The following is a 16,520-nucleotide window of genomic DNA, read 5'->3' on the forward strand; positions in this document are numbered from 1 at the left end:
GAAGAAAAAGGTTAGAATATTCTAAAGAGTTTCCCCTTTTATGATAGAAGGAAGTGTATATATGAAAATTATGGACTATTACATTAGACTAAGACTACATGCACAAGATCAACAACATATGCGAAATAGCTTACAAGAATTAGCGGATGTTTTATATTGCAGTACGAAAAACGTAAAGATTTTATTAAAGAAAATGAGCGAGGAGCAATTAATTAGCTGGACTCCAGGGCGAGGCCGCGGAAATAAAACGAAAATTCTATTTATACATAATTTCGTAGAAGCGATTGAGTCCTATACAGATGAACTGTTAGCCCAAGAAAAATTAAAAGATATCTTTCTTCTTTTAAAAGAACCCCTCCCCCTCGCACTTCAAAAAAAGATAGAAAATAAACTACATCATCATTTTGGATACGAACCTTCAAATGATATGTACGACGTATTAAAGATTCCTATATCGAGAAAGATATTCCCATTAGATCCGGCTTTTGTGGCTGTAACTACAGAGAGTCATCTTACGAGTCAAATTTTTGATACGTTAGTTGTCTATAACGATGTTACTGAAAAAATGGAGCCTCACATTGCGCATACATGGGAATTAAGTGAAGATGGACTTACGTGGACCTTTTATTTACGAAAAGATATATATCTTCACAATGAATCAATTTTAACTTCTAAAGATGTACAGTTTTCATTTGAAAGACTAAAGCAAGTTCAATCCCCTTTCGAATGGTTAACAGAAGAAATTGTTGAAATTGAAACACCATCACCACTGCAAATTCGATTCCATTTAGCAAAACCAAATTTATTTTTCTTACACTATGTAAGTTCAATGCAGCTCGCAATTTTACCGCGTGATACGAGTATTCAAAATCATCATTATATAGGTACTGGACCTTTCAAACTTGCTCATTACTCTGAAGATAATATCGTACTCGAAGCGTTCACCCATTATTTTAAAGAGCGCGCATTATTAGACCGTATTGAATTTTGGGGTATTCCTGACCATGTGCAAATAGATGCTGATTATGAACTACCAAACGAAGAGGAAAATGAAAGGCATGATATACAAATAGAAGAAATAGGTTGTATTTATGCTAGCTTCAACTTTACAAAACCTGGTCCTCATCACGACATTTACTTTCGAAAAGCTTGGAGAGAACTATATGATGTTGAAATGATACTTCGTAACATAGAGGGTAGACGGACAATTGCTGCATCAAGCTTTTTCCCTGATAGAAGCCGCCTTGCAACAAGAAGATCCTACTCTTTAGAAAAGGCAAAAGAGTATTTGAAAAAGAGTACATATAATGGAGAAACGATACATATTTACTTCTTCGCATTTAAAGATAGTGCAAATGATGCATATTTCTTAAAAGAACGATGTGCAAGTTTAGGTATACAAGTAGAGCTTCACCCATTTCCCGTTTCAGATTATATGAATCGCTCTATTGATAAACATGCTGATATTATTTTCATGGGAGAAGTCTTTGCTGCCAATCATGAAATTGCATTCTTAAATGTATTTAAAAATAAAAGTTGCTTCGTAAATCGGTTCATGGACCCGCACTACGAAAAACAAATTAACTGTTTACTAGATACATTTTTACTAGAAAAAAATAAAGAAAAGCGTTATGAACTCATGTATGAGATTGAAGAGTTTTTACAAGCAGAACACATCATTTTATTTAACTATCACGTTTTAAAAAGAAAAACATACCCTTCTTCTTTAAAAAACGTAACAATTGATTCATTCGGTTGGGCAAATTTTGCGAAGTTATGGATACAGCCATCCATGTCTTAAAATGTGATTCATTATAAAAGGAGAAGGTACTACATCCTTAGTAGTACCTTCTTCACATACTATTATTTAATTACTCCATCTAAGTGATCTTTCAAGTTCAATAAATACTTCTCTATATTCGGATTCTTCACCACATCATAACAAGCAAAACTCTTTAATGGACTCATACCGAGAAACTTTTGCACGCGGTGTAAATGACTAAGCACTGATTCTAAACTTTCTCCTTCAAAGAACTTCGTCTTATCTCCAAATGCTTTTTTAGGTGCATTCCAAGTTGTAGAGAACATATACTCTTTCTCTTTTAATAAACCACCTGTTCCATATTCATCTGCACCTTTAAAGAACAAACCGTATTCATATACTTCATCCATATACGTTTTAAATAAGCCCGGTACACTAAACCAGTAAATCGGCGTTTGATAAATCACAACATCAGCCCATAAAAACTTCTCTTGTTCTTCTTTAATACTATAGCCATCTTGAATCGTTGTTGTTTTCATATGATGATTCTCGCCTAATACAGTAACCATATAATCTACTAACGTTTTATTTAATCGTCCTTCCTTTGTACCGTATTTTTCATGTCCATTTATAATAAATATATTTTTCATCGTTTTTCTCTCCCCTATATGATCTACTCTTCAACTATTAAGCCGAGTTGCTGCTGTAGTGTAAGATTATCTTCTAAATGCCAATCTTCCGTTATCTTTCCGTCTTTCACATGTAAAATATCAATTGCAAAAAAATTAATTTTCTTACCATTATGTGTTCCTGTAAAAGAAAGACGGGCTGTTACTTTATCACCAACAACCAATAAGTCTTCAATCTCGCAATATATATCAGGCACAACTTTACGAAAATTTTGCGCTGCAAACTTTAATCCTTCAATGCCTTGTGGTCGCCCTTTCGGCAATGTATTATCGAAGAAATCTTTAGTAACAGTCTGCGGAATAAGCTCCTCCTTACCCGTATCCCAAAATGCATAAAAACGCTGCGCCGCATGAACCCTTTCTGTCGCTTCTTTTTTACTTAGTGAGGAATCAATTGTCATTGCTTTTGGCTTTGGCATTTCTTTTAATAACTGAACTTCAGTTTTTTGTTCCACACCACATGCTACAAGCACAATACAAATAACAAACAAACTAAGAAATCCAAGTAACTTTTTTAACCCCATGGAAATCACCACCTCCTTATATAAATCCTTTTTGTTTCGTATTGCTATTGTATATGCACTAACTTCCTTTATGGAAGTAGTGATATTTTTTTCATATAGTTACAAAAAGTATAGTTTTGTGATACTATAAAGCAAATTCATCTAAAAAAATTTTATGGAGGCTAGTTCCATGAACGATATAAATCCAGTTGAATTAACGAAAGGTTTACCTGGCATACCTTGTCCCATCGCTAAAACGCTTGATGTAATTAGTACAAAATGGACGTTTTTAATCATTCGTGATCTTCTTATCGAAGGAACATTACGCTTTAGTGATTTACAAAAATCAATGGATGGTATTAGTCCAAAAACATTATCGCTTCGACTAAAAGAATTAGAGTCTCAAGGCATTATAACGAGAAAAGTATATCCAGAAGTTCCGCCTCGTGTAGAGTACACATTAACGGATAAAGGAAAGCAATTAGAGGGGATTTTTATTGAATTAAAACGGTTTGGGTTAAGTTTATAAAATGAAACTTTAATCAGGATAAAACAAAAACCCCTTACCGTCGTAAGGGGTTTTATTACTTCGCAAAACTTTCAGCCAACTGTTTCTCTCTCCACATAAATGTAATGCCGAGACCAACTATTAAAACAACGCCTGAAAATGCATATGGATAATGAATATTCATATCAAATAATATTCCGCCCATCGCTGGTCCTGCGATATTCCCTAAACTCGTATAAGTCGAGTTCATACCAGCGACGAATCCTTGCTCTTTTCCGGCTGCTTTTGATAAAAATGTCGTTAAAGCTGGACGAAGTAGATCAAATGCTAAGAAAATGAAGCAAGTAACGAGAAGTACAATCCAATAATTAAAGACTACAGTTGAGACGAATGCTAATACTGCACCTACAATTAAACATATTTGAATTAACACTTTCTCACCGAACATGTCTACCAATTTGCCAAACATAAATACTTGCACAACTACCCCAAAGATTGAACTAATTGTAATAATTGCTGCGATATCTTTCGGTGAGAAGCCAAATTTATGATCAGAGAATAAGCTAAACACTGTTTCATACGCTGATAATCCGAATGCGAGTACAAATACGATAATAAATGCAATTGCATACATTGGATGTAATGATTTCTTTAAATCACCAATAAAACTTGATTCCTTCGTATTAGAAGAAATCTCTGCAAGTTCTTCTTTCGTTAACGGTTCTTTTAAAATAAAGATCGAAATCACACATGCTATAAAAGCAATTACTGCTGCAACGAAAAACGGCACACGTATACCGTATTCTGCAATAAATCCGCCGATTCCAGGACCTATAATGAATCCAGTACTAATAGCCGCAGATAAGTATCCCATCGCCTTTGGACGTTCCTGAATAGATGTAATATCCGCAACATATGCCGTAACACCAGGCATAATAAACGCAGCACTAATTCCGCCTAATACCCTTGCTACATAAAGCATCCATACATCTTTTCCTAATCCAAAAAGAAGCTCTGAAACACCAAAAATAAATAATCCAATGATTATCATTTTCTTTCTACCGTAAAGATCAACCCACCGGCCTGTAATAGGTGAAGTAATGAGCTGTGCCATTGCAAACACTGCAACGAGATATCCCATCGTCTTCCCTGTTAAATGCATATCATTCATAAAGGATGGCATAACCGGAATGATTAATCCAATCCCTAGAAAAGCGATAAATATATTACTCAAAAGAATGACCAATACCATCTTTTGTTCTTTTATCGGTTTCTTCACTTTTTAACACCTCTTCCCGTAAGTTCCTCTCAAAAAATAATGCCCAAGAAGCTTTTTCTCTATCCTTCTATTTGTGGGCTAGTCATGAGTAGAGATGCCCCCCTACTCGTTAGAATTTCACACTATCCTTCCACACATACATACGCATTAGGTGAATGACTATCATTCAGTTTTCCTCAAAAATGAACCTACCTTTTCAGACAGGTTCATCTCACTATTTCTTTATATGTAGTGCATGTGTTAAAAAATCTAGTACTTCTGCCTTTTGCAAATCGACTTGCTCATCATCTTTATGATCATATAGATACACTTGTTCAGCTGCTGATTCAACTAGAGCGATAAATAACTTCGCTGTTCGCTCTGCGTGAACCGAATTACGAATTTCACCAGCTTCTTTTGCCTCATTTAAAAATTCACTTAGCCACATATAAAGGGGCTCATACACAGCTTCCCATTCTTTTATATGTTCTGTAGATGCAAGACCAGCATACATTAAAGCTTGTATTTCACGATATTCAGCTATAAAGTGAAACACAGCATCTATTACTTGCGCCACTTTACTTGAGAAAGGCGCATTGTTTTGCACTTTTTCTTTCACTGCAAGTATCATCTTTTCAACCATCACTTCTGCTATTGCAGGCATAACAGATAACTTAGAAGGAAAATATAAATAGAAAGTTCCTTGCGCAATGCCAGCTAATTTCACGATATCAGAAATCTTCGTTTTTTCGACGCCCTTTTCCTGAAACACTTCAATAGCTGCATAGACAATTTTCTCTTTTTTATTCATCATCTAAACCCTTTCACACGCATATTGAATGACTGTCACTCATTTTATAAGATAATCGATTGTACTGTCAATGATAGTGAACTCTAAGAGGAAATCATTTTTTTATAATAAAATCTCCTAATAAACAATTAGGAGATAAAAATACAATATACCTTTAAGAAAGTGCCTTTAATCCTGTCACTCCACATACAATAAGAAACACACTAATGATACGCGCTTTACTTTTCGACTCACCAAACAAGAACATGTTTAACAAAACTGCACCTGCTGTTCCGATACCAATCCAAACCGCATACGCGACACTTACTTGTAAAAATAAGAAGGAAGTATACAAAAATGCGAAGGATGTAGCAAACCCACCGATATAAATCGCACCATTGGCTAATGTCTTATCTTTACTATACATTTTAAGTCCTATCACACCGACTATTTCACTAATTGCAGCACAAAATACGAAAAACCAACCCATTTTTAAGCAGCTCCTTCCACAGTTTCTTCTTTATTATCAGCTAGCTTTAAACCGATAACGCCAGCTACAACCATCACGATAAAAAATAACTTCCCTACACTGAAACTTCCGCCGAAAAGAAATACATCCATTAAAAAAGTACCTACCGTACCAGCTCCAGCGAAAACAGCATATACAGTCCCTGTTGCAAGATGTTCACACGCTTTAGAAAGGAAGTGAAAATCAACAGCAATAACTCCTAAAATAATAATCCAATGCCACCAAGTATCGGCCGTATTAAAACCAAACACCCAAAAAATTTCAAAGATACATGTTAATATGACATATAACCAAGCTCTATTCTTCATACCTCTCACCCCTTATGACTGACTATCAGTCATTTTTATTTTAAAAAAATATACTCTTTCATCAATACTATATAAAAACAACTATCATCCTCATTTATCATTGTATTTGTTCCATTTCTAAGCTAACTGCATCCTGCCATATAAAAATGACTGAATGTCATTCATGTGTATTGTACATGAACATTTTAAAAACTGTCAATACCGAAATTTTATTTAAAATTTCTTTCATCCGATTTGTATATTTCCTAATAATCTGTCAATAATGCTAGTAACATAATATTTTCTCCACTCCCCCTTGGAGAGATCCCTTGAATGGAGCAGTTAGCTTTTGCTAGCTGCTCTTTTTTATTTATCCATACACTATGATGAAATACTCATAGATCAAATCCATTTTTCATCACATAACAACCATCTATTTATTTTCCAATGAGCCTTTGTATGCACGAATTTTATTCTCAAGCATCTTCTCTGTAACCTCTAAGTTTTCTCTTTGAATCTGAATAGATTTCCTATGATCTTCTAGGAGCTGTAAACGAGCTTCTGTTGTATGCGCCCCTTCTGTATATAATCTAGCGTATTCTCTTATTTTCGCTATTGGCATTTGCGTTTGTTTTAATTTCATTACAAACTGCAACCACTTTATATGTGACTCTTCGTAAAGTCGATTTCCATTTGTATCACGATTTGCAATTAATATATTTTCCTTTTCATAATAACGTAGTGTATGTGTGCTCAATCCTAATAATTTTGCTACCTCACTAATTGTGTACATACTAAACTCCCTCCACATGCTTATCCTTATATATTTTATGAACGTATCAAATTTATAAAAAACATTTGACTTAGAGTATACTCTAACAAATACAATCTAACCATAAATAAATTTGAATTTAGGGGGATTTTATATGAAATACACTGTTATTACTGGTGCAAGTTCCGGAATTGGTTATGAAGCAGCTTTAGCATTTGCATCTCGCGGGAAAAATTTAGTACTTGTAGCTCGAAGACAAGAAGAATTAGATGGATTAAAATTGAAAATTAACGAAATGCATCCAGAGTTGGATGTTGTCATTCAACGAACTGATTTATCTGTTACTGAAGATGTTTATAAACTTTATGAAAGCCTACAAGCTTTTCAAATTGAAACGTGGATTAATAACGCAGGTTTTGGTAATTTCGCCTCAATTGCCGAACAAAATTTAAATAAAATCGAGACGATGTTGCATGTCAATATAGAAGCACTAACAATACTCTCTTCTCTTTTCGTTCGAGATTATTCAATGGTTGACGGAACGCAGCTTATTAACGTTTCATCGGGCGGCGGATACACGATTGTCGCTGATGCTGTTACGTATTGCGCTACAAAATTTTATGTAAGTGCCTTTACAGAAGGGCTGTCTCACGAACTGAAAGAACAAGGCGCAAAACTGCAAGCAAAGGTTTTAGCACCTGGGGCAACTGAAACAGAATTTGCAAAACGTTCATTTGGTATTGATGAGTTCGAATACGATAATGTTGTACCGAAATTCCACACTGCAAAACAAATGGCACAATTTATGCTTGACCTTTATGATAATGATAAGGTTGTAGGAATTGTCGACGGTTTAACGTATAACTATGAACTTAAAGATCCACTTTATAATTTTGCCGTAAGACAATCGAATTCAAATTCTTAATAACCTGTCCATTTCTTATGTAAATACATGTTCCCACTATATCTGTAAATAATAGTGGGAACTTTTTCTCTATAAATTTTTTATCCAACATACCGAACCATCGCCACTTCATCACAATAATCCATCTTTGGACAATGTCTACAATCAATCCATACTTTCTCTGGCAACGCTTCTTTATTTATAAAATCAAATCCACACTTTTGAAAAAATACTGTTTCATATGTTAAGGAAATTACTCTTCTTACATTTATTTTCGTAGCTTCCTCCATTACATGATTTACGAGCATACGTCCTATCCCTTTCCCTGCATATGTATGCGAAACTACTAACGATCGTATTTCTGCAAGATCTTCTCCTAACACATGCAATCCAGCAACTCCAACAATTCTCTCGTCTTCTTTCATAACATATAAACATTGCAAATATTGATAAAGAGACAAAAGAGAACGTGGTAAAACAACTCCCTCTTTTGCATAAACCTCAATAAGACTATAAATTTCTTTCACATCACTCGTCACCGCATTACAGATTTTCATATTACATCCCCTTGCCCTCGATATTAATAATTATGAATTAAAATGAATTTTAATTCATAATTTTATATAATAATACATCTCTCTTTTCTCCTCGTCAATCAATTTATACAAACAAAAAACCAAGCAATCTAATCGATGCTCGGTTCCTCATTTCGTATCGGCAATACCGTCGAATATTTAATTTCACGAAGTGCTAAACTTGTCTGTATCCTTGTAATACCAAGCTTATTCAGCTTTCTAATAAACTGCTCTAGTTCTTTACGATCACGATTTGCAACCTTTAATAAATAATCGTACTCTCCTGTTAAACAGTGACATTCTAACACTTCCGGCATCGATTCTAATTCTTTCTCCAACACTTCCAACTTGTCAAATTGATGAATATTCGTACTCATAAAAATAAAGCATAATAAATCAAACCCAAGCTTTTCTTGATTTAAAATCGCAACTTGCTTATCGATGAAACCTTCCCCATCTAACCTTTTTATTCTTGCATGCATCGCAGCCGGTGATAAATTAACGCGACGTGCCAGCTCTGCATTACTTACTTGTGAATCCTTCTGCAATATATCTAAAATTTGTACATCCAAATCATCCAACACTTTAATAACGGACGACTCCATTACAATTCCTCCTTTTTTCTTACCGATGATTATTCGAAAAAACAACTTATAATTTATATAAAACTGAATGTTTTTCTTTAAATATCATTTTAAACTAAATATTTTATCGAGTTTTCACCATTATACAAAAGAATATATTACACAATAAAGAAAAATGCTAAAATTATTTACAATTCGTATTGATTACAAAAAAGGGGATTTTATCATGCCTTATTTTTACGTCTTTTTACTATTACTAACGAGCTTATTATGGGGAGGAAATTTCGTCGTTGGAAAATCACTCGTCGATCATGCATCACCGATGACATTGACAAATTTAAGATGGATGATTGCGATTGTTTGTTTATTACCAATGGTATGGTTTAAAGAAAAGAAAATCCTTCCACCACGTACCGCAATAATTCCGTTAATATTAATGGGAATTTCAGGAGTCGCTCTTTTTAACATCTTTCAATTTTTAGCATTAGAAAAAACATCCGCTACGAATGTAGGTCTTATTTCTACATTGAATGCAATTTCAATCGCATTATTTTCAGTATTATTTCTAAAAGAAAAAGTAAATACACTTCAAATCCTATCCATGATTCTTTCATTCTTCGGGGTTATCCTCGTCCTATTAAAAGGTGATTTCTCGCTTTTATTTTCACTACATTTTAATAGCGGTGATTTATGGATGATTGCAGCAGTTTGTATTTGGGGAATCTATTCTGTTTGTAGTAAATGGGCAACAAAAACAACTACACCACTTATGGCAACGTTGTACTCTGGTATTTTCGGCGTTATTTTATTACTACCGTTTAACATAGGTAGCTTCACTGTTTCAAATATAAATACTTCTTTCATCACATCACTTTTATATACTGGGCTTATTTCGACAGTTCTTTGTATGGTATTTTGGAATATTGGCGTACAAAAATTAGGCGCAACTACATCAGGTATTTTTCTAAACTTCAATCCAATTTTCACAGCCATTTTAGCATTCATATTTCTCGGAGAAGAATTAACGTGGATACAAATTTTAGGGACAGTTGTCGTTGTAACAGGATGTTATTTATTTTCTCATTTCAAAACTGTTGCCGTTCAGCCAACTAGACCTTTAATACGAAAACATTCTTAATGAAAAAACATCGTCATCTAGGTTGGCGATGTTTTTATTTACTCTTCATTTCTCTTATATACTGCTTTTCCTCTTCTGGCGATAAACGTTCCGTCGCCTTGCCAGTATCTCCACCTTGAAGGCTCCATAAAAAGTTATGCTCCTCAACAGTTTGAGAAAAATCTCCTTTTTCCCACCTATTTATAATAGAAAATAACTTCATTTTATATTGAAAACCTGTACTATTTTCAATATCTCTTTTTACATTAGAAATTTCCTTTTTTGTCATCTCTACAAATCCCCATTTTTCAGAGGATTTTACCTTTTGGTGCACCATTTTATGCATAGTAGAAATAATTTCACCTTCACTAATTTGCGGAGCTTCTTCTGCAGCTTTTTTCTCTTTTTCGTTTGCCGCTCGCTCGGTTTGAATATTTTTATTTTCTTTTTCCACATATGCAAGCAATTTCTTTCCGCCAACTATAGACGAGAAAATTACTATAATTGTAATGCATATACCTACGATCCATTTAAAAAGCATTATCTCTTCATCGCTTCCCTAACAATATGACTATCTACATATTGCTTAAACTTCACGATTTTTCCGTTCTCAAGTTGCCATACATGAACAAATTCTGCTTCAAATGATTTTCCTGTTTCTTTATAAACTCCAGAATACATACCTTCAGCAATAATTACATCTTTTCCGTTTACTTCATGATATGTATTTACACTTGCTTTATAATCATCCCATTCTGATCCTAAACGGCTAAATACATTTTCCATTATAGCTTCTACGCCTTTATATATTCCGCCGTACGGAAAACCTTCTGCCTCTGTCCATTCCACTTTTTCAGAGAGGGCTTCTGCTAAATGCTTTGCATTTGAAGAAGCTGATCCTTCATACGTGCTTTTAATAATTTCTAAATTTGATTTAGGCATATAACTTCCTCCCGTTTATTTATTTTCACACAAGGAGTAACCAGAACAGTTACATCTTGTGTGAAAAAATATTTAAATTGTTTTACTCTTAATCTATTAGTTGTAATCATTATAGTTACAATAATTCTTCAAGTCAACATTTATAAATAAAATTTACTTCGTTTTCATTACTTTCTCTTTTAAGAAACGATCTACATATCCTTCTGCTTTTACTACGAATAAATACGCACCCATTGATAATAATGCAAGATCTAATTCATATCCTGGATTCTTTCCATCTCCTAATAAACCTGCTGCTCCATTTACCTTTACGATAGCTCCAGCTAAAATAAGAGCGAATAACAATCCTACATATCGTACACCTAAACCGATAATTAATAATATACCACCAACTAATTCAACTGTTGCTACGCCGTATGCAAGGCCACCTGGTAAACCGATGCTTGTAAACCATCCTGCTACGTTATCGATACCTGATTGAAACTTTGCTAAACCATGTGCAAAGAACGTAACTCCTAACACGATACGAATAATTAAATTCCCAATATATTGATTCATTTTGAACTCTCCTTTTTGTTTTGTTATGGTAAACTTTTATTTACAAGTCAAAACAATACGGTATTTTATTTCATTCGTCAAATACTTTTTTAAAGAAAACAAAAAACATTATCCGTTTTACGGATAATGTTTTCTTACAAAATAGCGCTAATTCAAGCTTTTATTCTATCGGATAGAAAAAGTTGAAACATTTTTCCAGCGCCAATATAAGGTAGCAAAGAAACGTCCTCTTCCACAACCATTCCAACAACATTCACTTTCTCATCTACAGGTAAATCATGTGTGGCAACTTGCATCTCCCCTGCATATCTACCGTACAATTCATTATCAATTGTAATGCTACCTTTCTTTCTTACAATTGTATGCATCGGCTTTATCACCACTCTATTTCCTTCCCTTGATTCTACAGATCGAATAACATCACGAGCCGGATCTAGTCTATTTGTATGCACTTGCTCCACCACTTTTAATACTTCTTTATCAGTTATAAATGATTTATAACACAATGGAATAATCCCTCTACTCGCACTAGCTACTTCTTGCATACTTTCTAAACTTGCGCTTATATCTCCAATCAATACTTTATCAACACCACAATCTTGTACAAGTTCTAAGTACGCTTCAAGCGGGCGCATATTGCGATGTTTTTCTAACGTTGGTAACCCTTCATATAACGGACCACGTTTTTCCGCATCTCCTGGAATAAATGCCATTGTCTTTATTCCGCACTTCTGTAAATATTGATTTTGTTTTTGTAAAAAGGACTTTGCTAGTCCTGTCTCTGGACGTGGGTAAAAATTATGCCATGCTTCTACATTCTCTACTCTTATATGTTCTGCAAGTAATTCTTTCCAAAATGAATTTGTAATCGTACTCGCATTTAAAGCTACTTTCATCTTATGAGATACGCTTGCAATTTCTTTTGGCGTGATGCCGTAATCCATTCTTAAACCGGTAATGCCCCAGTCCAATAGCTCTTCCACATTTTCATATGTTAGCCCTAAATGGTGTAACGATTTTGGAGAAACATCAACCATTAGCTCCATTTCATGTGCAAAAGCTTGTTTCCCTAATATTTGAATTAACTCTTTATACGTATTTGGATCATCTTCTGGAATGTGCAGTGATGTAAAAATAGATGTAAACCCATTTTCCTTCGCTACTTTTAGCCACTCTTCTTGTTTCTCTACTCGTTCTTTTGAAAGATAAATGGAAACTCCGATCATATAAATCTCCCTCTCTATTAATAGAAAAAGAGAAAGGAATCCCTTTCTCTATATGTTTTCTGCCATTTCTTCTTTAAATCCGAAGAAGTACGTAAAGATAAATCCGAAAGCATATGCAATTACTAAACCTAAGAAATATAGTAAATATTTATTGTCAGCAATTAACGGAATTAAAGATAGCCCTGATACGCCAATTCCAAGTGAAGCCGTTTGCATAACTGCTTGGAATGCACCACCGACAGCCGCTCCTAAACAAGCAGTAATAAACGGTTTCCCAAGTGGTAATGTAACCCCGTATAATAACGGCTCACCAATTCCTAAAAAGCCAACTGGCAATCCACCTTTAATTACATTTCGAAGTCGTTTGTTTTTTGTTTTCACATAAATCGCAATTGCTGCGCCCACTTGGCCAGCACCAGCCATTGCTAGTACTGGTAATAAAGGTGTTACGTGTGTTTGATTAATAAATTCCATATGAATTGGTGTTAAACCGTGATGCAATCCGACCATAACGAGAGGTAAAAATGTTCCCGCAAGTACTGCGCCAGCAAATGCTCCGCCAATATTTAAAATCGCATTAATTCCGCTCGTAATACCATCTGATAAGAAACCTGCTAATGGCTGAATTGCTAACATCGTTACGATACTTACAACTAATACAGTAATGAGTGGTGTCACGATTATATCAACTGCATTCGGCACTGCTTTTCGAACTTGTCTTTCCACTACAACCATAAGCCATGCTGCAAAAATAACTGCGAACAATCCGCCCCGTCCGGGCACTAATGCTTCACCAAACAATTTTACGTTTGCCATCGCCGGATTGAAAATTAAAATACCAGCAATTGCCCCAAGAACCGGTGTCCCGCCGAACTCTTTCGCTGTATTCCAACCAACTAAAATTCCTAAGAATGTAAAGATACCGCCGCCAATGAGTAGTAACATTTGTAACCACGTTGCATTTGGATCAGCACCAGCGTTTTTCGCAAAGTTAGCAACCCCGTTTATAATTCCTGACGCAACAAGACCTGGAATTAATGGGATGAAAATACTTCCTATTTTTCGTAAAAAGTTTTTCACCGGTGTATTATTTTTCTTCTTAATCTCTGATTTCATCTCTTGCCCAATATCTTCAAGGTGATGATCTGCTACCTCACCAATTCGTAGTCCTGTCAAACCTTCCATTTCAGCTGCTACTTTATTTACTGTTCCTGGACCAACGACAACTTGAAGCGTCTCATCTTCTATAACACCCATAACGCCTTCAACTTTTTTCAAAAGGTCCATGTTTACTTTACTTTCATCATGAAGCGTTAATCGTAGTCTCGTCATACAATGAGCAATACTACGAATATTTTTTATTCCTCCAAGTTGCTCCGAAATTTCCTTGGCCATTCTCTCTTCTTTCTTCATAATAGAATCCCCCTCCCTATTATTTTATAGTGCTTTCTTCACAAACCCTTTAGCGTATTTTAGTTTCTCCAGTGCTTCCCCATATTCACACTGCAACAACACCATAACAATGGCAGCTTTTACGTTACGTTCTGCCTTTTCATAATACTCTGCCGCTACTTCATAACTAGCGCCTGTTGCTTCCACAATAATTCGTTTTGACCGTTCTACTAACTTTTCATTTGTGGATTGAACATCTACCATTAAGTTTTTATATACTTTTCCTACACCAATCATCGAAGCTGTTGAAATCATATTCAACACTAATTTTTGTGCTGTACCAGCTTTTAAACGCGTTGATCCTGTTAATATTTCTGCACCTGTCTCTACTTCCACACTTAACTTTGCATATTTACTTATTTCAGCATTTTTATTACAAGAAATACTCGCTGTACTCGCTCCTACACTCTGTGCGTATTTCAAGCCGCCAATTACGTAAGGAGTTCTGCCACTTGCAGCAATTCCAATCACTGTATCTTTCTCATTTAATCCAATACTTTTTAAATCTTCTTCTGCTAACTCTTCGCGATCTTCGGCACCTTCCACCGCTTTAGTAAACGCTTTCAATCCACCTGCTATAAATCCTTGCACCATTTTATCATCCGTGCCAAATGTCGGCGGACATTCCACTGCATCTAGAATACCTAAACGACCACTCGTACCAGCACCAATGTAAATTAAGCGTCCCTCTTCTTCAAAAGATTTAATAACAGTCTGTACAACCTTTTCAATTTGTTCTATCTCTTTTTCAACTGCTAACGCAACAGTTCGATCTTCTTCATTCATACTTTGCAACACTTCTTTTATGCTCATCTCATCCAAATTCATTGTTTTCTCATTACGATGTTCTGTCGATAAATTTTCTAACATATTGCCACCCTCTTTGAAATTATATTTCACACTTTTATTATAACTTTAAGAAACTAAAAATCAATGACTCTTTCTTATTTTATGAAATAAAATTTCACGACATGACATATTTTTGTCAAAGATCATAAAGTGAAACTTTAATCAGTGTGGGTTTTGTTCATCCCCACTGATTATTAGCCCGCACCAATCGGGCATTTACGGGCAGTTGATCCCCACCTAACTTTCTTTGCTTCCGCTGAATTTTGAAGTGAGGGTCTTACTGCACGGCAAATAGGGGGATAAAAAAAGATGAGTCTCCTCATCTTTTCTTCTACTTTAACTTCCGTAACCGCAACGCTTCTTCTCGCGTCTCCATAAATTGATCCAATACTTGATTACCAATTCGATTGAAAGTAATCACATATAAAGCATCAATCATATTCAGTTGCGTCATTCTCGAAGCAATACTCGCAATACGATGATCTTGTTCTACATCTGGCATACAAAGACGAATATCCGCTTCTTTATATAGGGGTGATGATTGATCTAGTTTCGTAATTCCAATAACAGTTGCACCTTGTCTCTTTGCATACTGCGCCATTTCAAGCACATCTTTCGTTCGACCAGATGTTGAAATCGCAACAAATATGTCGCCTTCTTTTAAATTCGTCACAAGTGGCAACATCATATGAAAATCAGATAGCATCATCGCTGTAAATCCAAGCCTTGTAAATTTATAAGCTCCGTCCATCGCCGGAGTAGCTGATCCGCCTACTCCATAAAAGATAATTTTATCGGCATTTACAATACGATCTGCAGCTTTCTCAAGTTCCCTCTTATCTATTGCAGTAACACTCGCCTCAATTGCAGCTTTATTCACATAAGTAACTTTATTAAATAAATCGTACGGTCCATCTTCTGTATTCATCACTGAAAAATCGTTAATATTATAATCAGCAATCGTTAATTCACGAACGAGTGCTATCTTAAATGCTTTAAAGCTCCCAATCCCAATCGACTTACAAAAACGAACGACACTCGCCTCACTTGCGCCTGCATTCGTTGACACTTCTTTCGTCGTTAAGTTCGGAACAATCTCTGCATTCTCCATTATGTACATGGCAACCTTCTTCTCAGCTGGTGAAAATTGATCCATATTACTTTCAATTTTAAATAGTAATGTTGAAGCTTTCACTATTTAACCTCCACTTCTTA

At 35.1% G+C, this 16,520-nt stretch carries 20 protein-coding genes; 4 read left to right on the top strand and 16 right to left on the bottom strand.

The window, feature by feature from the left end; all coding sequences use genetic code 11:
• Positions 1–40: 40 nt before the first annotated feature.
• Entirely contained in the window at positions 41–1,801 is a 1,761-nt protein-coding gene (locus tag QO049_RS18255; RefSeq protein WP_284489378.1) for an SgrR family transcriptional regulator, read from the top strand.
• A gap of 62 nt (positions 1,802–1,863) precedes the next feature.
• Here QO049_RS18255 and QO049_RS18260 read toward each other — a convergent pair whose 3' ends face one another.
• Both QO049_RS18260 and QO049_RS18265 read right to left on the bottom strand, forming a co-directional pair.
• Positions 1,864–2,412, bottom strand: coding sequence for an NAD(P)H-dependent oxidoreductase (locus QO049_RS18260; protein WP_284489379.1), 549 nt, complete (start codon positions 2,410–2,412; stop codon positions 1,864–1,866).
• 23 nt (positions 2,413–2,435) lie between these two features.
• Positions 2,436–2,975, bottom strand: coding sequence for an ester cyclase (locus QO049_RS18265; protein ID WP_284489380.1), 540 nt, complete (start codon positions 2,973–2,975; stop codon positions 2,436–2,438).
• Between the two features lie 169 nt (positions 2,976–3,144).
• Between QO049_RS18265 and QO049_RS18270 the strand changes: the two genes are divergently transcribed.
• Positions 3,145–3,483: a winged helix-turn-helix transcriptional regulator gene (locus QO049_RS18270; RefSeq protein WP_000997917.1), complete on the top strand. Its 339-nt coding sequence runs from the start codon at positions 3,145–3,147 to the stop codon at positions 3,481–3,483.
• Positions 3,484–3,538: 55 nt separating this feature from the next.
• Here the strand turns inward: QO049_RS18270 and QO049_RS18275 are convergent, their stop codons facing one another.
• The 5 genes from QO049_RS18275 to QO049_RS18295 all read right to left on the bottom strand — a co-directional run bounded on the left by QO049_RS18275 (position 3,539) and on the right by QO049_RS18295 (position 7,119).
• Entirely contained in the window at positions 3,539–4,741 is a 1,203-nt protein-coding gene (locus QO049_RS18275) for an MFS transporter (RefSeq protein ID WP_000742956.1), read from the bottom strand.
• A gap of 214 nt (positions 4,742–4,955) precedes the next feature.
• On the bottom strand, positions 4,956–5,534 hold the full coding sequence (locus tag QO049_RS18280; RefSeq protein WP_284489381.1) for a TetR/AcrR family transcriptional regulator: 579 nt from the start codon (positions 5,532–5,534) through the stop codon (positions 4,956–4,958).
• A 151-nt stretch (positions 5,535–5,685) separates the two neighbouring features.
• Positions 5,686–6,000, bottom strand: coding sequence for a DMT family transporter (locus QO049_RS18285; protein WP_000539671.1), 315 nt, complete (start codon positions 5,998–6,000; stop codon positions 5,686–5,688).
• 2 nt (positions 6,001–6,002) lie between these two features.
• Positions 6,003–6,347: a DMT family transporter gene (locus QO049_RS18290; RefSeq protein WP_000796016.1), complete on the bottom strand. Its 345-nt coding sequence runs from the start codon at positions 6,345–6,347 to the stop codon at positions 6,003–6,005.
• A 412-nt stretch (positions 6,348–6,759) separates the two neighbouring features.
• Positions 6,760–7,119 (bottom strand): MerR family transcriptional regulator, encoded by a 360-nt coding sequence (locus QO049_RS18295; RefSeq protein ID WP_000288059.1) that lies wholly within the window; start codon positions 7,117–7,119, stop codon positions 6,760–6,762.
• A gap of 133 nt (positions 7,120–7,252) precedes the next feature.
• Between QO049_RS18295 and QO049_RS18300 the strand changes: the two genes are divergently transcribed.
• Positions 7,253–8,023, top strand: coding sequence for an SDR family NAD(P)-dependent oxidoreductase (locus tag QO049_RS18300; RefSeq protein ID WP_284489382.1), 771 nt, complete (start codon positions 7,253–7,255; stop codon positions 8,021–8,023).
• An 80-nt stretch (positions 8,024–8,103) separates the two neighbouring features.
• Here the strand turns inward: QO049_RS18300 and QO049_RS18305 are convergent, their stop codons facing one another.
• Positions 8,104–8,559: an N-acetyltransferase gene (locus QO049_RS18305; protein ID WP_000686662.1), complete on the bottom strand. Its 456-nt coding sequence runs from the start codon at positions 8,557–8,559 to the stop codon at positions 8,104–8,106.
• 128 nt (positions 8,560–8,687) lie between these two features.
• Entirely contained in the window at positions 8,688–9,182 is a 495-nt protein-coding gene (locus tag QO049_RS18310; RefSeq protein ID WP_000446089.1) for an Lrp/AsnC family transcriptional regulator, read from the bottom strand.
• A 205-nt stretch (positions 9,183–9,387) separates the two neighbouring features.
• On the opposite strand from QO049_RS18310, the gene QO049_RS18315 reads away from it, so the two are divergent.
• The gene (locus QO049_RS18315) at positions 9,388–10,299 is read left to right on the top strand and encodes a DMT family transporter (RefSeq protein ID WP_098587286.1); all 912 of its coding nucleotides are present in this window, start codon (positions 9,388–9,390) and stop codon (positions 10,297–10,299) included.
• 34 nt (positions 10,300–10,333) lie between these two features.
• On the opposite strand, the gene QO049_RS18320 is transcribed toward QO049_RS18315, so the two are convergent.
• From QO049_RS18320 to QO049_RS18350, 7 genes are all read right to left on the bottom strand, one after another.
• A complete protein-coding gene (locus tag QO049_RS18320) occupies positions 10,334–10,819 on the bottom strand; it encodes a PRK06770 family protein (protein WP_000897980.1) in 486 nt (161 codons plus the stop codon).
• The gene (locus QO049_RS18325) at positions 10,819–11,220 is read right to left on the bottom strand and encodes a nuclear transport factor 2 family protein (RefSeq protein ID WP_087948006.1); all 402 of its coding nucleotides are present in this window, start codon (positions 11,218–11,220) and stop codon (positions 10,819–10,821) included. Before QO049_RS18325 ends, QO049_RS18320 begins: the two co-directional genes overlap by 1 nt.
• 153 nt (positions 11,221–11,373) lie before the next feature.
• Positions 11,374–11,778 carry a DoxX family protein gene (locus QO049_RS18330; RefSeq protein ID WP_001077751.1) on the bottom strand — a complete coding sequence of 135 codons (405 nt, stop codon included), beginning with the start codon at positions 11,776–11,778 and terminating at the stop codon, positions 11,374–11,376.
• Between the two features lie 152 nt (positions 11,779–11,930).
• On the bottom strand, positions 11,931–13,004 hold the full coding sequence (locus tag QO049_RS18335) for a DUF871 domain-containing protein (protein WP_284489383.1): 1,074 nt from the start codon (positions 13,002–13,004) through the stop codon (positions 11,931–11,933).
• A 48-nt stretch (positions 13,005–13,052) separates the two neighbouring features.
• Entirely contained in the window at positions 13,053–14,417 is a 1,365-nt protein-coding gene (locus QO049_RS18340) for a PTS transporter subunit EIIC (RefSeq protein ID WP_000711293.1), read from the bottom strand.
• Positions 14,418–14,441: 24 nt separating this feature from the next.
• Positions 14,442–15,326 carry an N-acetylmuramic acid 6-phosphate etherase gene (gene murQ / locus QO049_RS18345; protein ID WP_284489384.1) on the bottom strand — a complete coding sequence of 295 codons (885 nt, stop codon included), beginning with the start codon at positions 15,324–15,326 and terminating at the stop codon, positions 14,442–14,444.
• A 310-nt stretch (positions 15,327–15,636) separates the two neighbouring features.
• Entirely contained in the window at positions 15,637–16,500 is an 864-nt protein-coding gene (locus QO049_RS18350) for a MurR/RpiR family transcriptional regulator (protein ID WP_098450774.1), read from the bottom strand.
• Positions 16,501–16,520 lie beyond the last annotated feature (20 nt).

This window comes from Bacillus sp. RB3, from assembly GCF_030164735.1.
Classification (GTDB): domain Bacteria; phylum Bacillota; class Bacilli; order Bacillales; family Bacillaceae_G; genus Bacillus_A; species Bacillus_A cereus.

Excerpts from the sequence above, each read along its gene's own strand:
- QO049_RS18320 (WP_000897980.1), bottom strand. The coding sequence starts at position 10,819 with ATGCTTTTTAAATGGATCGTAGGTATATGCATTACAATTATAGTAATT.
- QO049_RS18295 (WP_000288059.1), bottom strand. The coding sequence starts at position 7,119 with ATGTACACAATTAGTGAGGTAGCAAAATTATTAGGATTGAGCACACAT.
- QO049_RS18265 (WP_284489380.1), bottom strand. The coding sequence starts at position 2,975 with ATGGGGTTAAAAAAGTTACTTGGATTTCTTAGTTTGTTTGTTATTTGT.
- QO049_RS18340 (WP_000711293.1), bottom strand. The coding sequence starts at position 14,417 with ATGAAGAAAGAAGAGAGAATGGCCAAGGAAATTTCGGAGCAACTTGGA.
- QO049_RS18285 (WP_000539671.1), bottom strand. The coding sequence starts at position 6,000 with ATGGGTTGGTTTTTCGTATTTTGTGCTGCAATTAGTGAAATAGTCGGT.
- QO049_RS18325 (WP_087948006.1), bottom strand. The coding sequence starts at position 11,220 with ATGCCTAAATCAAATTTAGAAATTATTAAAAGCACGTATGAAGGATCA.
- QO049_RS18330 (WP_001077751.1), bottom strand. The coding sequence starts at position 11,778 with ATGAATCAATATATTGGGAATTTAATTATTCGTATCGTGTTAGGAGTT.
- QO049_RS18300 (WP_284489382.1), top strand. The coding sequence starts at position 7,253 with ATGAAATACACTGTTATTACTGGTGCAAGTTCCGGAATTGGTTATGAA.
- QO049_RS18305 (WP_000686662.1), bottom strand. The coding sequence starts at position 8,559 with ATGAAAATCTGTAATGCGGTGACGAGTGATGTGAAAGAAATTTATAGT.
- QO049_RS18315 (WP_098587286.1), top strand. The coding sequence starts at position 9,388 with ATGCCTTATTTTTACGTCTTTTTACTATTACTAACGAGCTTATTATGG.
- QO049_RS18335 (WP_284489383.1), bottom strand. The coding sequence starts at position 13,004 with ATGATCGGAGTTTCCATTTATCTTTCAAAAGAACGAGTAGAGAAACAA.
- QO049_RS18255 (WP_284489378.1), top strand. The coding sequence starts at position 41 with ATGATAGAAGGAAGTGTATATATGAAAATTATGGACTATTACATTAGA.
- QO049_RS18310 (WP_000446089.1), bottom strand. The coding sequence starts at position 9,182 with ATGGAGTCGTCCGTTATTAAAGTGTTGGATGATTTGGATGTACAAATT.
- murQ (WP_284489384.1), bottom strand. The coding sequence starts at position 15,326 with ATGTTAGAAAATTTATCGACAGAACATCGTAATGAGAAAACAATGAAT.
- QO049_RS18260 (WP_284489379.1), bottom strand. The coding sequence starts at position 2,412 with ATGAAAAATATATTTATTATAAATGGACATGAAAAATACGGTACAAAG.
- QO049_RS18290 (WP_000796016.1), bottom strand. The coding sequence starts at position 6,347 with ATGAAGAATAGAGCTTGGTTATATGTCATATTAACATGTATCTTTGAA.
- QO049_RS18280 (WP_284489381.1), bottom strand. The coding sequence starts at position 5,534 with ATGATGAATAAAAAAGAGAAAATTGTCTATGCAGCTATTGAAGTGTTT.
- QO049_RS18270 (WP_000997917.1), top strand. The coding sequence starts at position 3,145 with ATGAACGATATAAATCCAGTTGAATTAACGAAAGGTTTACCTGGCATA.